At 56.0% G+C, this 17,417-nt stretch carries 20 protein-coding genes and 3 pseudogenes; 11 read left to right on the top strand and 12 right to left on the bottom strand.

Going from position 1 to position 17,417, the window contains the following annotated elements:
- The first annotated feature begins 234 nt into the window (after positions 1–234).
- Together HTT03_RS09545 and HTT03_RS09540 are read left to right on the top strand one after the other, a co-directional pair.
- Entirely contained in the window at positions 235–822 is a 588-nt protein-coding gene (locus HTT03_RS09545) for a recombinase family protein (RefSeq protein ID WP_174859616.1), read from the top strand.
- 156 nt (positions 823–978) lie between these two features.
- Complete coding sequence (locus HTT03_RS09540) at positions 979–1,521, top strand: MltR family transcriptional regulator (RefSeq protein ID WP_174859615.1); 543 nt, start codon at positions 979–981, stop codon at positions 1,519–1,521.
- 327 nt (positions 1,522–1,848) lie between these two features.
- Here HTT03_RS09540 and HTT03_RS09535 read toward each other — a convergent pair whose 3' ends face one another.
- From HTT03_RS09535 to HTT03_RS09525, 3 genes are all read right to left on the bottom strand, one after another.
- Entirely contained in the window at positions 1,849–2,112 is a 264-nt protein-coding gene (locus tag HTT03_RS09535) for a WGR domain-containing protein (protein WP_174859614.1), read from the bottom strand.
- Between the two features lie 115 nt (positions 2,113–2,227).
- Positions 2,228–3,649: a TolC family outer membrane protein gene (locus tag HTT03_RS09530; protein WP_174859613.1), complete on the bottom strand. Its 1,422-nt coding sequence runs from the start codon at positions 3,647–3,649 to the stop codon at positions 2,228–2,230.
- Between the two features lie 188 nt (positions 3,650–3,837).
- Positions 3,838–5,076, bottom strand: coding sequence for a glycosyltransferase family 4 protein (locus HTT03_RS09525; protein ID WP_246253430.1), 1,239 nt, complete (start codon positions 5,074–5,076; stop codon positions 3,838–3,840).
- Positions 5,077–5,754: 678 nt separating this feature from the next.
- Between HTT03_RS09525 and HTT03_RS18735 the strand changes: the two genes are divergently transcribed.
- The 4 genes from HTT03_RS18735 (at position 5,755) to HTT03_RS09505 (ending at position 9,700) form a co-directional block, all read left to right on the top strand.
- Positions 5,755–6,672 (top strand): glycosyltransferase, encoded by a 918-nt coding sequence (locus tag HTT03_RS18735; RefSeq protein WP_343035772.1) that lies wholly within the window; start codon positions 5,755–5,757, stop codon positions 6,670–6,672.
- A gap of 8 nt (positions 6,673–6,680) precedes the next feature.
- Entirely contained in the window at positions 6,681–8,507 is a 1,827-nt protein-coding gene (locus tag HTT03_RS09515) for an ABC transporter ATP-binding protein (RefSeq protein WP_174859610.1), read from the top strand.
- Between the two features lie 289 nt (positions 8,508–8,796).
- On the top strand, positions 8,797–9,258 hold the full coding sequence (locus HTT03_RS09510) for a glycosyltransferase family 87 protein (RefSeq protein WP_174859609.1): 462 nt from the start codon (positions 8,797–8,799) through the stop codon (positions 9,256–9,258).
- Positions 9,218–9,700: a hypothetical protein gene (locus tag HTT03_RS09505; protein WP_174859608.1), complete on the top strand. Its 483-nt coding sequence runs from the start codon at positions 9,218–9,220 to the stop codon at positions 9,698–9,700. Before HTT03_RS09510 ends, HTT03_RS09505 begins: the two co-directional genes overlap by 41 nt.
- A 503-nt stretch (positions 9,701–10,203) precedes the next feature.
- On the opposite strand, the gene HTT03_RS09500 is transcribed toward HTT03_RS09505, so the two are convergent.
- The 4 genes and pseudogenes from HTT03_RS09500 to HTT03_RS09495 all read right to left on the bottom strand — a co-directional run bounded on the left by HTT03_RS09500 (position 10,204) and on the right by HTT03_RS09495 (position 12,354).
- Positions 10,204–11,028: a hypothetical protein gene (locus HTT03_RS09500; RefSeq protein WP_246253428.1), complete on the bottom strand. Its 825-nt coding sequence runs from the start codon at positions 11,026–11,028 to the stop codon at positions 10,204–10,206.
- A 58-nt stretch (positions 11,029–11,086) separates the two neighbouring features.
- Complete coding sequence (locus tag HTT03_RS18840; RefSeq protein WP_281361048.1) at positions 11,087–11,218, bottom strand: hypothetical protein; 132 nt, start codon at positions 11,216–11,218, stop codon at positions 11,087–11,089.
- 106 nt (positions 11,219–11,324) lie between these two features.
- A pseudogene (locus HTT03_RS18730) lies at positions 11,325–11,498 on the bottom strand (integrase); the annotation flags it as partial.
- Between the two features lie 172 nt (positions 11,499–11,670).
- Positions 11,671–12,354, bottom strand: coding sequence for a UPF0149 family protein (locus HTT03_RS09495; RefSeq protein ID WP_174859607.1), 684 nt, complete (start codon positions 12,352–12,354; stop codon positions 11,671–11,673).
- Between the two features lie 539 nt (positions 12,355–12,893).
- Between HTT03_RS09495 and HTT03_RS09490 the strand changes: the two genes are divergently transcribed.
- On the top strand, positions 12,894–13,286 hold the full coding sequence (locus HTT03_RS09490; protein ID WP_174859606.1) for a hypothetical protein: 393 nt from the start codon (positions 12,894–12,896) through the stop codon (positions 13,284–13,286).
- Positions 13,287–13,375: 89 nt separating this feature from the next.
- Here HTT03_RS09490 and HTT03_RS09485 read toward each other — a convergent pair whose 3' ends face one another.
- On the bottom strand, positions 13,376–13,735 hold the full coding sequence (locus tag HTT03_RS09485) for an SDR family oxidoreductase (protein ID WP_174859605.1): 360 nt from the start codon (positions 13,733–13,735) through the stop codon (positions 13,376–13,378).
- Between the two features lie 23 nt (positions 13,736–13,758).
- Between HTT03_RS09485 and HTT03_RS09480 the strand changes: the two genes are divergently transcribed.
- From HTT03_RS09480 to HTT03_RS09465, 4 genes and pseudogenes are all read left to right on the top strand, one after another.
- The gene (locus HTT03_RS09480; RefSeq protein WP_174859560.1) at positions 13,759–13,896 is read left to right on the top strand and encodes a hypothetical protein; all 138 of its coding nucleotides are present in this window, start codon (positions 13,759–13,761) and stop codon (positions 13,894–13,896) included.
- Positions 13,841–14,209, top strand: a pseudogene (locus HTT03_RS09475) (IS66 family transposase); the annotation flags it as partial. The gene HTT03_RS09480 and the pseudogene HTT03_RS09475, both read left to right, overlap by 56 nt.
- 2 nt (positions 14,210–14,211) lie before the next feature.
- Positions 14,212–14,433 carry a hypothetical protein gene (locus HTT03_RS09470; RefSeq protein ID WP_174859604.1) on the top strand — a complete coding sequence of 74 codons (222 nt, stop codon included), beginning with the start codon at positions 14,212–14,214 and terminating at the stop codon, positions 14,431–14,433.
- A 31-nt stretch (positions 14,434–14,464) separates the two neighbouring features.
- Positions 14,465–14,737, top strand: a pseudogene (locus HTT03_RS09465) (integrase core domain-containing protein); the annotation flags it as partial.
- A gap of 526 nt (positions 14,738–15,263) precedes the next feature.
- On the opposite strand, the gene HTT03_RS09460 reads toward HTT03_RS09465, so the two are convergent.
- The 4 genes from HTT03_RS09460 to HTT03_RS09445 form a co-directional block, all read right to left on the bottom strand.
- Complete coding sequence (locus HTT03_RS09460) at positions 15,264–15,557, bottom strand: CcdB family protein (RefSeq protein ID WP_174859603.1); 294 nt, start codon at positions 15,555–15,557, stop codon at positions 15,264–15,266.
- Positions 15,558–15,569: 12 nt separating this feature from the next.
- Positions 15,570–15,776, bottom strand: coding sequence for a type II toxin-antitoxin system CcdA family antitoxin (locus HTT03_RS09455; protein WP_343035771.1), 207 nt, complete (start codon positions 15,774–15,776; stop codon positions 15,570–15,572).
- Between the two features lie 757 nt (positions 15,777–16,533).
- Entirely contained in the window at positions 16,534–16,830 is a 297-nt protein-coding gene (locus HTT03_RS09450) for a CcdB family protein (RefSeq protein ID WP_174859601.1), read from the bottom strand.
- Positions 16,830–17,072: a type II toxin-antitoxin system CcdA family antitoxin gene (locus tag HTT03_RS09445; RefSeq protein WP_174859600.1), complete on the bottom strand. Its 243-nt coding sequence runs from the start codon at positions 17,070–17,072 to the stop codon at positions 16,830–16,832. Before HTT03_RS09445 ends, HTT03_RS09450 begins: the two co-directional genes overlap by 1 nt.
- Between the last annotated feature and the right edge of the window lie 345 nt (positions 17,073–17,417).

Below are 17,417 nucleotides of genomic sequence, written 5' to 3'. Positions count from 1 at the left end.
ATCCACTTACAGACATATAGTCTATATGTGGACAAGTCAATAACAGGGAGGTCTTGCATCCTTCGTGATCATTGTCGTCCCGGCAGACGAGCCGAAGTCCGGTCAGACTTGTCACTTTTGGGCACACCCGTAGGTAACGTTCGGATGTGACGGGCCTGAGTGTCACATATGAATGGCGCATCAGCGTTTGTGACAGTATCAGGGTGTCAGCCACCCTAATGTGACGGATTACCCATGCCCCGGATCGGATATGCCCGCGTCAACACTACAAGCCAGGATCTCGACATCCAGAAAGCGAAGCTGAAAGATGCAGGCTGCGAGATCATTCGTTCGGAGACCGGTTCCGGTGCCTCCCGTGATAACCGCACCGAACTGGCCACCGTGTTGGAATCTCTGCGCGCGGGCGACGAGCTGGTTGTGCATCGCCTCGACCGCCTGGGTCGTTCAACACGCGACGTGCTGAATCTCGTGCATGAGCTTGACGCTAAAGGTGCCTCTCTTCGCGTCCTTGAACCGGAAGTGACGACTGCAGGTGACATGGGGCGGATGGTTATCACCGTTCTCGGCATGATGGCCGATATGGAGCTGAAATTCATCCGTGATCGTCAACGCGCAGGAATCGATGTCGCGAAGGGTAAAGGTATCTACAAGGGGCGTCTAAAGAAGGTGGATGACGCAGAAATCCGCAAACTGGCATCCGAAGGCATGTCCAAGGCCCAGATCGCCCGGGACCTAGGCATATCCCGCATGACTGTTTACCGTGCGCTAGGCACAAAAAACCCTAAAGCGGAGATGGAATTTAATAAACCCAATGGCTGCTGAGCGGACTTTACTGCTGTTCGCCAGCAGCGTATCAACGTCCGCTATAGGAGTAATGAAGCTTGGTTGCCGCGCAGAACTGGCCGATGCGCTTTAGTTGCGTTGACCAACACGCAGACACCGCTCAAAAAGGGTGTGTTGACCAACAAGGACTAATTCATGAGAGACGACGATCGGGACCCGCACTGGGATGACCTTGAAAAATTTCTTGAAGATCATCCAGAGCACCGAAAGGCCTATGAATTATTCCAAGAGATGGCGGATGAGACGCCTCGCGGAATGGTCCTGATCATCGCAGCGGAAATGGATAGAATGCTTGGCTTGGCAATCCGAAATTTTTTGAATGATGGGGCGGGGCTGAAGGAATTGGACAAAGACAATCAAGGGCCTATCTCCACTTTCTCATCGAAAATAAACCTTGCACATGCATTAGGGATTACTTCTGACGAAGAGCATCGAGACCTCCACCTCATTCGCAAGGTTCGGAATGAATTTGCTCACTCGTCCAGCGCTTCTCTTTTCGATCCGTCGATAAGAGCGCGAATTAGTGAGCTTTCAATGTCAAAAAAAGTTAGTGAACCAGACGTAAATCTCGAAACCAACGCTGCTTTTCTCATCGGGCAGCTTGCAGCTGCGATTGAGGGCGCAAGAGCTACCAACTTACCAGTATTGCCACGAATATATGGGCCCGAGGCTGGGTGAGGTAAGCCGCAAACAGAGTCAAAAGCAGACACTCGCGCAACATGCAATATCGGTCAAAGTGGGCTCTGAACTGCCGTTCGCTGCATCGAGAAGGAACGACCGGTTTTGCTTAACGTAGGATTTAGCACTGAGCCGGAGCAGACCCCATCAACCGCGACCACCTTAACGTCATTCGCAGCTGCTGCCTCACATTTTAGGTAAGATTCGCCCTGACCTGCCGTTCAATTACAGGTAGCCGCTCTGCAGCACTGCTCGTCGAATCTGCTACCCGCTCCACGCGCGAAATGCTTCATTCGGCGAATTCAGGCTCAGCTTTACTCTATCAGCCTACACTTTTCGCGAAACGAGCCGGTAGCCGCGCTTTTTCTTGGTGCGATAGAGCGCGGCCATTGCGTCATGGGCGCGGCTCGCATCTTCGAAGAGTTCGATCCGGTGCCGTCCTTGGGTGCCGATCCGGCCCCATTCTCTGAGCAAGGACACGCCCCCGAAGAGGTCCGGCATCAAGCGCAAACGGTAGAACCTGTACATGTTGGTTTCGGGGTCCACGCGCTCAATGCGGAGATCTTTGGGGAACAGTTCGAGCTGCTGCATCGTTATACTGAAATCTCAGGGCACATCCTTGCATTTCGGCTATCTGAAGACATCGTCACCCTGACGGATGGGGAAAAGGCGCGCCGCCACGGACCACACGTCGGCGCGCAGGCTTTCAATCTTTTTGAAGGGCTCGAAGCACGCGATCGAGGGCTTTGCCTTGCTTGGAGTGCTTGGCAGGGGCGTCCTTGACGAGGTTGTAGTAAGCGGCGGCATCGTAGATCTGAACGGGCAGGCGCAGATCACTTGCCGTTAACTCACCTTTGGCCGCCAGAACGGCGTAAGCGGCGACATAAAGATTGGCGCGCGCGGTTACTTGGGTGGAGCGTGCATCAAGCAGAACCTGTTCGGCATCGAGAACATCAAGCGTCGTGCGTGCGCCCAACTTGGCTTCTTCCCGGACGCCGTTGAACGCTGTCTGGGCTGCACGGATCTGGCGATCGGAGGCTTGAAGTTGGGCGTTGGCCGAAGCCAAACTAGCATAAGCATTCCCGACCTCCTGAACGATCTGACCGCTTACCACGTGAAGGTTGGCGCGCTGAGCATCGAGCTGGGCCATGGAGCGTCGCACGGCAGAAGACAATGCCCCCCCTTGGTAGATCGTTTGGCCCGCCTCAACACCGATACTGCCCCCACGGGTGTATCTGTCCTCATTGAACGTTTCGTTGAGGCCGTAGTTGCCTCTCAACGTGATCCGGGGCGACATGGCCGCTTCATTGGATTCGACCGCAAGACGTGCAGCAGAGACCTGGTGCTGCGCCGCTCGCACAGCCGGGTGTTTCCGAACAGCCAAAGCCTTGGCCGCTTCGAGGTCCCGGCTTACATCTCGAAGGACAGGCGGAGGCACGAGGTCTTTGGGGTCTTGCCCCACAGCGTTGCGGTATTCTTCTTCGGCGCGCAGTAAAGCGCCTTGCGCGGCAGCCAGCCCACTGCGGGCCTGAGCCAGTTGCGCCTCGGCAAGCGCCACGTCCGTGTTGGTCACCTCCCCCACGTCAAAGCGATCACGCGCGGCGCGCAGTTCTTGAGTGAGAAGGCGCAGGTTGTTGTTGCGCAGTGCCACGATATCCCGGGCTTCAATGACACCCATATAAGCGGCAACGGCGCGCAGCAGGACCTGCTGCTCAATGTCCAAAAGGGTGTAGCGGGTCGCCAGAACTGTTTCTTTAGCAGCTTCGACCCGGTAAGCGCTTGCGCCAAAATCATAGAGCAGCAGTTCCCCGATCAGATTGATCGAGGCGGTAAGGTTGTCCGTGGAAGTCGCTGGGGCAAGGCTCGACGCCCGGGTGGTGCCAAAATTTTGCGTCACGCCCCCCGCCCATCGCAATACGGGTTTGAGAGCGGATTTCGCGCTGGCCACATCTTCATCCGCCGCCCGTAGCAATGCACGGTTCTGATCCAGCAACCCCGAATGCTCGTAGGCGTCGATCAAAGCGTCGGCCAATGTCTCTGCCAAGGCAGGACGTGGCAGCAACGCCAATACAAGAGGCAGCGCAATGCTTGCGCGGCGCAGGGGGTTTTTAGGTCTGCTGTTACTCATTACTCGATCACCTCTTAAACTGCGTTTATATTTTTGTACTTCGCGTGGTCTTGGCTGACCCGGAAACGTCTTTGCTCAGCCCCGCCTCACAGACCTTCCGAGCATGGCGGAATCCGTTGGGGCCTCAAGCTTCTTGGGAACGAGAGCGCACTGCCACACGCATACCTCCTCCTACCTGCTAGTCTGAATCAGACATGAGTTTGGTGCAAGACAGTCTCTACATCCTTTGCCACATCGTCCCATGTTCGTAGCGAGGTTTGGCTGATTTTTTCTTCCAAGACCTGACGGTGCTCGGGATCTGCAATCAATTTATGACAGGCGTCGTAGATGCTGCTGATCGACCGGGCATCACAATATTCTACCATGTCCCCGCCCACTTCGGGCATGGAAGAGTTATCTGCTACCACAGCCGTTTTGCCAAAAGAAAGGCTCTCACCGATTGGCAGCCCCCACCCCTCATAAAAACTCACGGTCGCGGTGAAGAGGCAGTTTTCATACAGAAAGCCAAGCTCGGTGTCGCTGGGGCGTTTGGCAAACTGCACCCATCCGCCGAGATTACCGGTGGCCTCCATCAGGCTTTCAAAGTCATCGTTGTACCACCCTGGCTTCCCCGCGAAGACCAGCTTGGGCACATTAAGCCCCGGGGTGCGGGTTAACCGCAGCCAAGCCTGAGCCAAGGACCAGAGGTTTTTGCGCGATTCCATCGTTCCCACCACCAACACAAAGGGGGTTTTGGTGAGGTTCAGCACAGATTGGTCCAATCCTTGCAGACTGCTGAGGCGTGATTTGAAGGGCTTGGAGGGGTCGTCTACGCGGTTAGAATGCACCACGCTAAATTTTTGCACCAAAGGCACCACGTCGATCGGACGCTGCTTGCCAACCTCGTCCATGAACCGCTGCAAATCGCGCGCCGTGTTTTCAGAGTTTGCGATAAACCGGTCACAGTACTCCATGGAAGACAACAACCAATGATAAAACTCGCCCGAAAAATCGGCAGCGATATGCTCTGTGGCGATCAGCGGGATCAGGTCATGAACAAGCTGATAAATTTGAAGACCCTTGGTGTCCTTGAGACGTTGCAGAGCTGGTTCCAGCCCGTCGATGTTCCAGATCGCGCCCAGAATGATCAGCTGATCACCCGGCTTGACGATCCGGCTCATGACTTCGCGGGGCGCTTCCTCAATAGCCTTGGTGCGCGCAGGTGCTTTGCGCGCTTTGAAGGCGTTCCACTCCTCGATGCTGGAGCCCATCTTCGCGAAATAGCGTTCATGACCACGTGCGGCATGATAGGAGCGCAGTTGATGATAAAACCAGTACTTCAAAGGTCGGTTGCGGTAGCGCACCAAAGTGGGCGCGGCATCGTGCTGGGAGCGAGCTTTTCTACCAAAAAAGACCCGTCCCAGTTCGTCAGCCGAGAACTCCTTCATATTCTCGAGAAAATCCGCCTCAAGCGCCACATACTCTCGACGTGTCCGATCCCAATAGCTTAGCCGAACGTTCTCGGCGCCAAGGCGCGCGACCATGCGCCTAATGACCTCGAAAGACACCCGTTGAATGCCCGAAACAGAAGTCTCCTTCTCCACGTAAAGAAGGATGTCGGTCAGGTCGAAATAATACATAGGCGGTCTATTTTCCTAGGCTCTGGTGGCAGCGGCTCAACAGCGGTAGAGTTCTGCCCTGACAGCATTAACTGACGAAGAATTTAGCGTTCCTCAACCCCGGAAGCGATGATAAGAGGACTTATGAGCCCTATATACTATGATCTTTCGGAACAGTTTTTGTCCTCTGGTGTCAGATTCCAGTACTATGGGATCGCCCGGACCGTCATGGAAGTGGGCTATGAGCTTGCCCGCTCACCCGCCGATGTCCGCTTTGTCGTTTTTTCCCCAGCCCATGAGCGTTTTTTCGAGGTAAGCCCCCGCATCGGCGCGGAGTCAGAGACAGGTGTCTGCGACCCCAATATTCCTAACGAAGCCAAGCCTATGCGGCTGCGCTATAGCTTTCCTGAGCCCCATAAGTTGCGGGATGCGCTCCACCCTTTCGTACACGCTGCGGTAAAACGCATCTGCCTCAAGAGATGGCGGCGTGCGGTCCCTGAGGGGCATGTGCGCGAAGTGGACCTGTCGGGTCAGATCGTGGTGTCGCTCGGACGTCCCAAAATGATGGCGGATTATCTTGTGGCGTTGGACAATCAAAATATACGCATGCGCTTTGTCCCGCTTCTGCATGACATGATTCCCTTACACGAGTTCGCTCATCCGCGCCAAAGCATGTTCGCGCGCAATTATGCGCATGATAATCGGATCGTCATCGAGCACGCAGAAAAGCTGCTTACCAACTCGATCTTTACCAAGTCCGAAATTGAGCATTTCGCGGCCGCGGGCCATTTGCCGGACATTCCGGAAGTGGTGCCGACCCCCCTGCCCCATGAGCTACGCGAGACAAACGAACAAGTGGACATCGAAATCCCCCAGAGCCCCTATCTGCTCGGCGTGGGCGTGATGACCGGCCGCAAGAACCTTGAATGCGTGGTCCAGGCGATGTTGCATCTTCACAATCAGGGCCGCCCTGTCCCGATGTTCCTTCTGGCAGGCGCTCACCGGAAAAGAACCGTCTCCTACCTGGAGAAGGCCGAATTCGCCCCCATCAAAGACAAAATCCAGCTGATCCTGAACCCGAACCAAGCCAGCCTGCGTGCGCTTTACCAAAAAGCTCTGGCCCTGGTCATTCCAAGCCATATGGAGGGTTTTGGCCTGCCGCTTGGCGAAGCTCTGTGGATGGGCACGCCCGGTCTTGCGGCCGCGGTACCAGCCTTGCAAGAAGTCGGTGGCGATCTGGCAGAATACTTCGACCCCAACGATCCAACCGCGCTTGCCGCCCTTATCGACAAGATGCACACCGATCCTGAGGCCTATGCCGCCCTCAAAGACAAGGTGGTGCGCAACCATGCTTCGCTGCGCAGCTGGAAAGACGTTGCAACCGATATCATTGCAGCGGTATCCCCCGAACCCACAGGCGCGTAAGACACAGCATGGACATCAAAGACCCAAAAGACTCTGCCGAGGCAGAAGCGGTAGACGCTGGCAAGCGCAAGGGCAAACCACGCGCGCCGCTGTTCAATGATCAGGACAAGGACAACCTCGCCTGGTTCTGGAACACCTACCTCAAGCAGCGCACGCCTTGGCTCGGGCTGGTGATGGCCATGATCCTGGTACAAGGCTTCGCCTATCAGCAGTTCATCGCCCTAACTGAAACCGGTCTGAGGGTCATTTTCGACAGCGGAGATGTCGCCGGCCTGGTCAGGGTCTGCGGCATGGTATTGGGGATCTTCCTCTTGCGCGCCGTGATGTCCTACTGGGTACCGCGGCTCTCGGCATGGCTGGCCAGTGATGCGGTCTACAAAATGCGGCGCGATCTGATTGATCACATGATGACCTTAGATCTGGCCTTTTTCGAGCGAACCAAATCAGGCGATTTGATCCTACGCCTGGTCAACCAGGCTCAGGATCTATCCGGATTTATTGGCCAAACCACCGTAAATGCGGTGCGTGACACGGTCACCGTCGTCGCCGTTTCCGGCTACCTGATTTGGAAGAACGCCCCCTTGTTCGTGCTGGTGATTGTGGTGATCCCCATCATCACAATTGTGGTGCGGCGGATATCCCAAGGCATCAAAGGCACGCAGGCCACGGCCGAAAACGCCATGGGCAACTATATGTCCGGCATCGAAGAGATGTCCAACGGCATGCGCACGGTCAAAATCTCGAACCAGGAGCCTGTAGAAAAAGCCCGCCTCAACAAGGCCACTGGGGAGATCAGGGATCTCTCGATCCGCCTGCAGGCGTTGCAAGCCATGATGAGCCCCACCGTCGACGTGCTATCGGCAATCATCTACGTTTTGATCATCGGGGTGGGCGGCTATATGGCGCTCAGTCCGGATTTTGGGATGGATGGTGCTGGAATCATAGGATTTATGATCGGCATGGCCCTGATATTTGACCCTGCACGCCGTCTGACATCCTTTTTTGTCAGTATGCAGGCCAGTTTGATCATTCTCGACAGCCTACGCTCGCTGTATCGCGAGCGCCCCTCAATCACCAATGCCCCCGACGCCAAAGAGACGTTCAATCCGGACGGCGATATCGTATTGGACGACGTCACCTTCCAATACTCTGAGAAACATCCCCTGTTCCGTGGGGTGAACATGACCTTCGAGGGCGGAAAGGTCACTGCGATCGTGGGCGCCACAGGCTCGGGTAAAACCTCCGTCCTGAGCCTGATTGCGCGGCTTTATGATGTCTCCGACGGAGTCGTGACCATTGGTGGCACGCCCATCAAAGAGCTGCGTGTCGACAAATTGCGTCAGTCTTTTTCGGTTGTGGCCCAAGATATCGTCATCTTCAACAACAGCATTTGGGAAAACATCCGCTACGTCCGTCCGGATGCCACTGACGCAGAGATTTGGCGCGCGGCGGAACTAGTTGGCATTGACCAACTGATGCGCGACCGCGGCGATGCCCCTCTGGGCCCCAAAGGCTCTCAGCTCTCAGGCGGACAGAAGCAGCGTATCGCCATTGCCCGCGCGTTTTTGCGCGGAGCGCCCATCTTGTTGCTCGACGAGGCAACTTCCGCGCTGGATCAGCGCACCGAAGAAAAGGTGCGTGATGCCATTCGAGAGCTCTCGCAGGACAAGACCACCATTCTGGTCGCGCACCGCCTCTCCACCGTGACCCATGCGGACAAGATCTATGTGTTGGACGAAGGCAGGGTCGTCGAAGAAGGCACACATGCTGAATTGATGGCCCAAGAAGGCCTCTACGCGGCAATGTTCACCGCCCAACGCGGCAGCTACGGCTAAAGCGTCCCACGCATCCTGGCCTTAGGGACTCTTGGCTCGCAAGCTGACCTCCGTCAGCCGTTTCTTCGCGCGGCGGTTTAAATGCGCAGAACGCTATTGGATGAAAAAATCCGTTGGTTCGCTGCCAGTTTCATCCAACTCCGCCCATCAAAATACACCAAGGCAAGGTAGACGGTCGGTGCTTCAACATCGGGTTTGAAGATGAAAGTCAGGCGATGCCCGCCCCCACAACGCACAATCCAGCCATCGAGCCTTCCTTCATCAGGAAACCTGCGCCTCGAAGGGTTTTATGAAAGCTTCCTTTCACGAAGAGGCCCGCCCCACGCCGTTTTTTGATCACAGTTCCCCACCAGATACTGGGGAACATGCCGCGAAGCTTAGACCCCGCAGCTTGCCGCTCATTTTGCTCATCATCCGGTCGGGACAAAACAGCTTCCTGACCGGCGGCTTGATCGGCCTGACCTGCATGCTGGTCCTGCGCAATTCTCGCTGGTCCGGTGTGCCGCTGGGGCTGATGGCCATCAAACCGCATCTGGCGCTTGGCGTTGGCTTTTGGGCCTTGTTAGATCGCCGGTGGGTCATGGCAGCGCAATCCTTCGCCGTCATTGGCCTCTTTGGCGGCTTGGCCACACTGATGTTTGGCACAGAGGTCTGGGCGGCAGCCTTCGGCGGGATCGCGGAGACGGCCCAGGCCCTTTCCTCTGTTCCGCATGACATCAATTTATGCCTTTGTGCTGTCATCTGGCGCTGATCATGCCGTGGCCATGGTTCTGCATGTAGCAGGTGTTCTGGCCGCTCTTGGCGCGTTGGTGCGGCTTAGCTTTGCAAAACCTCCACCGCGCGTTCTCATGGGCGCCGGGGTCGTCGTATCCGCCCTGATCAGCCCTTATAATTACGTCTATGATCTTGCGATGTTGGCCGCCGCAGCTCGCCTGCTATGCAAAACAGTCCTGCGCCACGCCCGTAAATTAGAACAATACATCCTGGCAACCATCATCTTATTGGTTGGCGCTTATGGGGCTGTCCTGTCCGCTGTGGTACCTAAGACAATCGGCGATGACATGACGCGCCCGGTCTCCATTCTGGGCCCGGTTCTCTTTGCCGGCGGGATCGTGGTTTTCCGTGTGCTTTGGCGCAGCAGTCAGGCTGTAGAGGATTCATCGCTTGTGAAAACTGTCAAATCTGCAAAATGAAGCTCGTAGCGCCTTCGCACGTCGTCCCCTGCTTGGGTCTCTTGCTCGATAACACAGACTAACAGACAGCCAGGGTGCAAAATTCCGGCCTACCTTGATCAGGGGCTTTAAAAAAAATGCCAGGAATGGTTTGCGACTAGCAACCATTTCGCCGACCAACCGCACGCCGGTTGGAGGCCGCGAGCTCACCGAAAATAAAACAGCCGGAAATAAAACCGCTGGGGTCCAACCGCCAGCCCGTGCATTAAATGTTGGCAGGGATCTGGAATATCCCTGATGCGACAGGCTTTTGTGATCGTTTCCACCCGAAGGTTTCTTCGAGAGCGGTAGAGCGTTTTGTAAAGCAGACGTTGATATAGCCCAACGCGGCATCACCCAGATGATCCGGGCACACGCCTTGCTCAAAGCGGGGCGGTGATCGGATCGCCTCTTATAGACAAAAAACTGTTTCTAAGCCACCGCGTCCGGGCGCTCTCTCAAGAATGAAGAGGGCCGGCCTTTTCTCATGGACGCAGAAAGACGGGCTCTTCTCTCGCCGCCCGCGGCGATCGTTCAATTGTCGCGGGATCAATCTCGCACATCGTCAGCTGTGCATTCACCTTCCGTGCGGCCACTCCAGCTCGGAACCACTTCGACGCTGCAGCAATGTTCATCCGCGCGCGCCTCTGGCCTTTTTTCGGCTTCGAGGCCTCCATCACGGCGGCGACCATCTCATCGATGCGGTATAGCCCACCAGAGACCGGCAGTGGCATCTTGCGCTGTTGAAGGGCCTGACGCTTGACCTCCAGCTTCTCCGCCACGTCGGCCAAGCTGACCAAGTCAGGGCGAACCTCGCGCAGGACAGTGCCTTGCGGCAGCGCCTTGATCAGTGCCCGCGCAGCATCGAGGATCACGACCTCTGCGTCGTCCCCTTCAGCCTCCAGCTCCACGCCGACCAGGCCAGCTTGGCCCGTGCCCACAAGGGCATCTTCAAAGCCAGCCTCGAAGACGGCGTCGGACAGGCCAAATGCGTCGTGCTCTCCTTCGGGAAGCGCGAAGACCAGTTCGAATTCGAATTCTTCAGACATCGGCTTTTCCTTCGTCTTTTTTTCAAGCCTCACGCAGGACAGGGCCTTCTGCCTAACCTTCTTCGCGTGCTGCTGCGGGTTCTTGGGTGTGGACCACACCGACATGTTGCAGAACGTGCCGCAGCGGCACTCCTTATCGTTGGCAGGACAGCGGAGAATTCCCCATACGTGCCCTTTGCCTTCAATCAGGTCCCATCCGAGAGCTTCCAGTTCTTGGACGACAGCCTCGATTTCCTTCGACGTGTGCTTCTTCCTCGGCACTGAAGATACTCTCCTCCCTTAAATTGTCAACCGACAAGTTATTGTGTCGACAAAAACATCACTCCAGATCGCAGCCAAGCTCCAGCACGCCCCACAGCAGGTTCACGGGCAGGGCATTGGCGCGATCATTGATCTCGCAAAGGGATACCCGACGGAAGTCGAAGACATCAACGCCCGTCGGATCGTTCATAATGCTGCGGCCTGGATGAATGATCGGTTCGGGTAAGCTGTTCTGCAGCGTTGGACCTACGGGCGAATGTCCGGAGAGGGCCGTCCACGAAGGACGGCCCGGCCGGTCAGATTTCGACTGACTCGGAGATCGAGAGTGCGTCCTCCAGCTCGACGCCAAGATAACGGACGGTGCTGTCCATCTTCGTATGGCCAAGTAGGAGTTGAACCGCACGGAGGTTTCCGGTCTTGCGATAGATCTGGGCGACTTTGGTCCGTCGCATCGAGTGCGTGCCGTATGACAAAAACGCTTGTCACATAGATTTGCATCGGCGGCTCCAAAATTCTCTGCTTTGCGCGACGATAGCAGACTTTCACGCACGGTGCAGCATCGGTCAAAGAGGGCTCGAAGCCATTAGCTGCGCAATACCCCAAGGTCGGCTTAGGGCTGCGTAGAAGCCTAAGCGTTCCAACTCAGTGTCGGCCGCAGCATTTCTTGTATTTGCGTCCCGACCCACAGGCCCATGGATCGTTCTGCCTTGGCCGGCGGTCTGCCTTGAACGGTATACCGGGGCCCATTTCGGAAACCCGAGGTGAAAGCTCAGGGCGAGACTGATGGAGTATTGTAGCGACGCAGTTTGGGATCAGATCTGGCGCCTCCAGGTCGATCTCGTCGATCTCCTCATTTGTGAACTTACTTTGGCCGGTGTAGATATCTTGAAGCGCCATCAGGAAGATCATCGTCGCTCGCGTCTCTTCGTCGGCGTGATCGAGAAGTTGGTTCCAAGCTTCCGGCCGTAGCCGCATGGCGCGCGTGAAGCCATCGACCCAAGGCTCCCACATGACTTCGTCATTATTGGGATCAACCTCGTAAATCGGTTCGACCCAAAGCGAGCCGGTTATGGACGCGCCGACCAAATTATAATGTGCCATCACCGCACTAATAGTCTCCTCGGCGACTTTTTCGTCAGGGAATTCTGCCTCTCCAGTCTCACCCCAGACCTGAGGCAGCCACTCCGAAGGCCGGATCATCTCCGGGCAGGCAAGAACACCGACTATGTAGCCATCGAGCTCGCTGAGCGTCATCGGCATGTTATCAACGGGCAGCGCACGCAGCAGCGCGTCAAGTTGATCGAGATCTTGATCGGACTGATCCATTGAGATCTCCCGGCGATGGTGAGGACTTTTACGCTCCGCAACGCGAGTCCGCAATTGCGTCAATGACAGCTCCGAACCGGCACGAATGGATCGCCGCAGGCGGTCTGGATGTCGGCATTGGATCGGGCGCTACAGGTGTTTCTATATCGCAATAGAGAAGCCTCCGTGATCAATGGCTTTCAGCTTGCCCCAAACTCAACCGCTTCGTGTCGCATGCGGAGGCTCGGTGAAAGGGTATTTAACACTTTCCAAGTTCGGCCCGAGCAGCGTGGCGTGAAACCGTATTGGCCATACTGTTAACTTGACCTCGGCGTTCCGCATTTCAGCCCAGGAGCTGAACGGGGCTTTTTCGCCCTTCGCTGCGCGGTGCAAAAAGGTCCGCTGAGCGGACTTTTCGAACATTGGTTCAGTTTGCTTCAACTCCTGCTTCGATGAACCGTTCGAAAACGGTCGTTTTGGGCTGGACTCTTAATACAGAAATCCAAATTGCCCAAACGGCCTTGTGCCGCTACAGTTATAGGAAATAACTGAGGGGCTTCATGCTAAAATCATTTATCGCAGCGTCTGCACTGGCACTTACACTTTCGGCGTGCAGCGGCAACATGCAGGGAATGGTTCGAGGTACCGGCGAACCGGTAGCGTTTTCATACGAACAAGGCATGTCGAGTGACAGCTTAACAGCAACCATTGATCAAGAAGTATTCGTTGGCAAATCTGTAATGCGAGGAAGCTCAACAGCTATTGGTAATGTAGGCCTGTCTACATTAGTGGCGTCCAGCTATACTGGAGACTTCGTTGCCAAATTGCTTGGCAATCGAGGATCAACTCTATCCTGTGAACTGCAATATGCTGACTCAAGTGGTCTCACGACAGCTGGTGGGGTCGGAGTCTGTCAACATAGTGATGGGCGGCTTATAGATATTATCTGGTAGCGCCAAAAACACACCCATTTTGAACGTTCACAGTCGAGGTTTTTTGGAGCAGGCTTGAGGTCCGATAGGCGGACGAAGCGGACGGTCGATCAGGGAAGGCTTAACTGAGACATTCGCCCGCCATCGATGGTGAAGACCTCGCCGGTGATGAAGCTTGCATCCTCCGATGCCAGGAAGGCAACGAGCGCGGCCACCTCGTCCGGTGAACCAGTGCGCCGCAGAGGATGGATGCGCCCGATCTCCTTACGAAAGTTTTCGGGATCAGGCCTGTCCTCGATCATCCTCTGATTGAGATTTGTGTCGATCCGTCCGGGGGCAACGGCGTTGCAGCGAATGCCGTCCTGCCCATGATCGACCGCTGTAGATTTCCACGCAGAAGTGAGCCGGGTAAGCAGATAATTTCCACTGAGATTTGAGCCATGTGACCTTTCCTCCAGCGCGATGCGCAATGGGGGACATTGGAGTGATACACATGGGACTTTTGAACATCATTCGACGTATGGCACTGCGCGAGAAACTATCGACCCGCGAGATCGCGCGTCGCACGGGCATGTCGCGCGAAACTGTCCAGACACAACAAGGTGGCCAAGGCGATCAACTACATGTTTGAGAAGCATGGCCGTTGGCAGGCCTTCACGGCATTCCTCGATGACGGGCGTATCTGTCTGACGAATAATACGGCCGAACGTGCTTTACGTGGCGTGGCACTGGGCAGAAAGTCGTGGCTCTTCGCAGGCTCAGAGCGCGGCGGTGAACGGGCTGTCGCCATGTATACCCTCATCGTCACCGCCAAAATGAACGACATCGATCCGCAGGCCTGGCTCGCCGATGTTCTCGCCCGGCTGCCCGACGTGCCCGTCTCGCGCGTGCATGAACTTCTGCCTTGGAACTGGAAAGCTCTATCCTTTCCACAAGCAGCGTAACCATGCAGCTCAACAAGGTGTATTCCGTCAAGACAATCGACCGCGTCGCTGTCGAACTGGGCGAAACCGTTGATCAGATCTTTGATCTCGCCATCGGTATGGAAACCGAAGATGGTATAATCTGGGTCTACGGCCCCGGCGACGATAGTGTCATCGCCTTCACTCCGTTTGGGATCGAAAACCTGCAGGAGCTCATCGAAATGGACCGTGATCGCGAGCGATGACCCACCTGTGGCCTGCGCCGGATGCTTACCTTACACAGCAAAGGAAACCCGCATCTTCGCTCGCCAGATCGGCCTGAAGTCATGCTTCACCCCAGTCGCCAGCCCGCAATCCAACGGCATGTCCGAAGCCTTCGTAAAGACGCTCAAACGCGATTACGTGCGCGTCAATCCACTACCCAATGCCGAAACCGTTTTGAATTTGATAGGAGACTGGATCGAGGACTATAATAACAATCACCCCCACAGCGGCCTAAGATGGCGCTCGCCTCGCGAGTTCTCCAAGGCCAAAACCGAAACCGCTTAGGTGTCCGGTGAAACGGGGGCCGGTGTACTCATTCCTTAGCTGTAGAGTCCCAGCCCTTATTTCACAACATTCTTCCCAATCGGGGCCGTAAAAAAATCCCGGCGGCCCTCGCCTTGGTTGCAGCCGTGTCACAACGCCGCCAGAATGCTGCGGGGTCTGTCCATCAATGGTGGAATGCCGGATCTTTTTTGCAACCAAGTATCAGGCGCCGGATCGAGCTAGAAAGTGACGATTTATGACGTCGCGCCGCCCCGCTGTTTCGGAGACCATTGGCAGGGGCCAGATTGGCCGACGCCATTCGCCCGCTGCGGCACTCATCAACGTCTGCCCCATAAAGCGCAGTGTCGACGCACCATGCCGCACGGTACCCTGTGTTAAGACCAACCATGCATTGACATAGGAATGGGCACCCAACCGGGGCACATTAAGCTGGCGCAACCAACGACACCTATGAAAAAACACTATAAAAATTGAGTAGCGCGGCGGTTCTATGCTTTCGAAACGACGTGATCGAAAGATAGATTGGCTAAATCCCGTCGATCAGGATATCCAAAGCGCGTTTTAGGGCGTCACGATGCTCTCCCAATGTCCCCACCGGCTCTCGCAGCTCAGAGCCGGGGACCGCTGCCAGCTCTTGAACGCGGACAATCCATGCTGCTCCGTCAAGGTGGACAACCGGTGTCAGTCCAGGGAATGCCGTATATCGACCTGCGTCGCGCAAAGGCGCCACAACCCGCGAGGCCTCAATACCGATCAGGTCCGTTTGCAGATCCACAACAAGCTGCCCGGTTTTCAGGCGATAAAGATCAAACTGCGCCATCGCAACCCTGGTTTAAAAGCTTCTTAAGCCAGTAAGGGGCAAACCCTCTTTAGCCACCTCGTCCGCGTAGGCATTGATCGCTGCTTGATTTTCTGTCCGCCATAAGCGGTTGCGCTCTAGCTTTGCCGCCTCACTGATCGCAGCTTCCGCAACACGTGACATATTAAGACCAAGTGCGCGTGCCGTTTCCGCCACATCCGCATCAAGCGTCAGGTTCACCTTCACTCTTCCCACAGCATCCTCCAAGAAAGCGGATAAACAAGGAGTATAGTTGATGCTTACTTAGCAGGCAAGTTGACGATCTCCTCATAACCTGCTTTTTTGCAACCGCGCGCTCGTCCACATCTATCTAGCAGGATGTCCTGTCCGTCCGTGTTGGATAAATAACGCGGTTCCGCGTTCTTGGCACTTGAAGTCATCACGCGCGTGCGTTGCGTCGCATGCCGCGCAGTATATTAACGGATCAGCCTAAGGTTAGACCGCGCAATTTCTGCTATAGATAAGCTCACAGGGTCCTCGCCAGGGTTTCTGGGAGCTGGCTCTTGGGGACAGGTAACCTGGCAAAAATCCGATGTTGCGCGTTATCGAGCATTCGGACGTCTCTACATGTAAGAGGCAGTGGCGGGGCGCAAGGATTTGCGGGCCGGCAAAGACCTCATCGAGAAAATGCACCTGTGTTTGCTCTCACCCGCAGCCGAGAGACAATATGGCCGCAGGGTGCCAACGCCTTCGAGCGCGACAGAGGCGCGCCAGCCTATATCGCCCAAGCGGCATACGTCCTTCAACTTTTGCAGAGTGCCTTTAGGTTTGCTCGGGTCATTTGTAACGCACCACTCAGAGCCGCCAATCTCGGTCACCATTTGCGTTAACTGCATGATCGAGACATCGGTCCGGTAGATTTGTTCGTCGGTATTTTAAGCTGTTCAATCCAAATAACGACAGCGCGCGGCGGAAGGGGCCGGCCAACCCGACATACTCAGAACCCTGAGAAAACCATGTCAAGGGCGCCGCGGATCTCATAGTCGGCTCCGGAGAGGTCTGCGATGGAAGGGGCTTTGAGCAGCGTGGAAGGGATCGCCGCCATCTCTGCGGTGTGTAGGGCATGGGCAGCGCCATCAATCTCGAAAACCGGTTCGAGGCGTCCGATGACCCTTGGCCCGGCTGAAACCGGAATCAGAGGTGCGACGACGCGGGAACCGGTGTCGATCAGATCCGTCTGGAGATCGAGCACCAGCCGTCCGCCGGTTACCCGATAGACTTGAAACTGTGCCATCAGCCGAGTCGCAGCACTTGAAGGTCTGCCAGCGGCATCCCATGAGCCTCAAGCCAAGCGCGGCGCTCTGAGATCGCCGCCGCGTTGTCCGCGGCCCAAGCCGCGGCCCGCGCGCTCCGCACCGCTTCTGCGACTGCAGCATCGCTGATCGCGGACACGTTCAGGCCCAACTCCCGCGCAGCGCAGAGATTTTCCACCGTCAAAGTGATGTTTGTGCGTTGCTTTTCTGTTTTGGTCTGCATGCCATTCTCCTGCATCACATGCAATATACACACAAACGATGTGTAAGGCAATGGAAACGGGTCATTTGAATGTGGCCATTTGGTCGGCTCCGCGCCTCTTTCAATGCTCATGGTCGGCCTAAGGTCTATCGGAGCGATGCTTTGAGGCGCTACGATTGACCCGACGGCACTGGCGTGCCTTGTGCGAGCTTACGAGGCCGAAAGTTCGCATATAGGCTCCGCGTGATCGAAATACACCGAAAGCGCTATTTTGGCCGCATGGGAACCCACATCCTTGCACATCAACAAGGGGGCATGGAGTATGCTGCGCAATAGACACTCTGTTCTGTTTCGCGAAAAGGACAC

It is taken from the genome of Sulfitobacter maritimus (assembly GCF_013346665.1).
GTDB classification, from domain to species: Bacteria; Pseudomonadota; Alphaproteobacteria; order Rhodobacterales; family Rhodobacteraceae; genus Sulfitobacter; species Sulfitobacter maritimus.
This window is presented reverse-complemented; position numbering and strand designations above follow the sequence as displayed.

What these genes read in the sequence shown, in the direction of transcription:
- HTT03_RS09505 (WP_174859608.1), top strand. Translation starts at nt 9,218, where the DNA reads ATGACATCAATTTATGCCTTTGTGCTGTCATCTGGCGCTGATCATGCC.
- HTT03_RS09495 (WP_174859607.1), bottom strand. Translation starts at nt 12,354, where the DNA reads ATGGATCAGTCCGATCAAGATCTCGATCAACTTGACGCGCTGCTGCGT.
- HTT03_RS09540 (WP_174859615.1), top strand. Translation starts at nt 979, where the DNA reads ATGAGAGACGACGATCGGGACCCGCACTGGGATGACCTTGAAAAATTT.
- HTT03_RS09445 (WP_174859600.1), bottom strand. Translation starts at nt 17,072, where the DNA reads ATGCAGACCAAAACAGAAAAGCAACGCACAAACATCACTTTGACGGTG.
- HTT03_RS09450 (WP_174859601.1), bottom strand. Translation starts at nt 16,830, where the DNA reads ATGGCACAGTTTCAAGTCTATCGGGTAACCGGCGGACGGCTGGTGCTC.
- HTT03_RS09530 (WP_174859613.1), bottom strand. Translation starts at nt 3,649, where the DNA reads ATGAGTAACAGCAGACCTAAAAACCCCCTGCGCCGCGCAAGCATTGCG.
- HTT03_RS09480 (WP_174859560.1), top strand. Translation starts at nt 13,759, where the DNA reads ATGGGACTTTTGAACATCATTCGACGTATGGCACTGCGCGAGAAACTA.
- HTT03_RS09460 (WP_174859603.1), bottom strand. Translation starts at nt 15,557, where the DNA reads ATGGCGCAGTTTGATCTTTATCGCCTGAAAACCGGGCAGCTTGTTGTG.
- HTT03_RS09535 (WP_174859614.1), bottom strand. Translation starts at nt 2,112, where the DNA reads ATGCAGCAGCTCGAACTGTTCCCCAAAGATCTCCGCATTGAGCGCGTG.
- HTT03_RS09545 (WP_174859616.1), top strand. Translation starts at nt 235, where the DNA reads ATGCCCCGGATCGGATATGCCCGCGTCAACACTACAAGCCAGGATCTC.
- HTT03_RS09525 (WP_246253430.1), bottom strand. Translation starts at nt 5,076, where the DNA reads ATGAAGGAGTTCTCGGCTGACGAACTGGGACGGGTCTTTTTTGGTAGA.
- HTT03_RS09470 (WP_174859604.1), top strand. Translation starts at nt 14,212, where the DNA reads ATGCAGCTCAACAAGGTGTATTCCGTCAAGACAATCGACCGCGTCGCT.
- HTT03_RS09510 (WP_174859609.1), top strand. Translation starts at nt 8,797, where the DNA reads ATGAAAGCTTCCTTTCACGAAGAGGCCCGCCCCACGCCGTTTTTTGAT.
- HTT03_RS09490 (WP_174859606.1), top strand. Translation starts at nt 12,894, where the DNA reads ATGCTAAAATCATTTATCGCAGCGTCTGCACTGGCACTTACACTTTCG.
- HTT03_RS09515 (WP_174859610.1), top strand. Translation starts at nt 6,681, where the DNA reads ATGGACATCAAAGACCCAAAAGACTCTGCCGAGGCAGAAGCGGTAGAC.
- HTT03_RS18840 (WP_281361048.1), bottom strand. Translation starts at nt 11,218, where the DNA reads ATGAACGATCCGACGGGCGTTGATGTCTTCGACTTCCGTCGGGTATCC.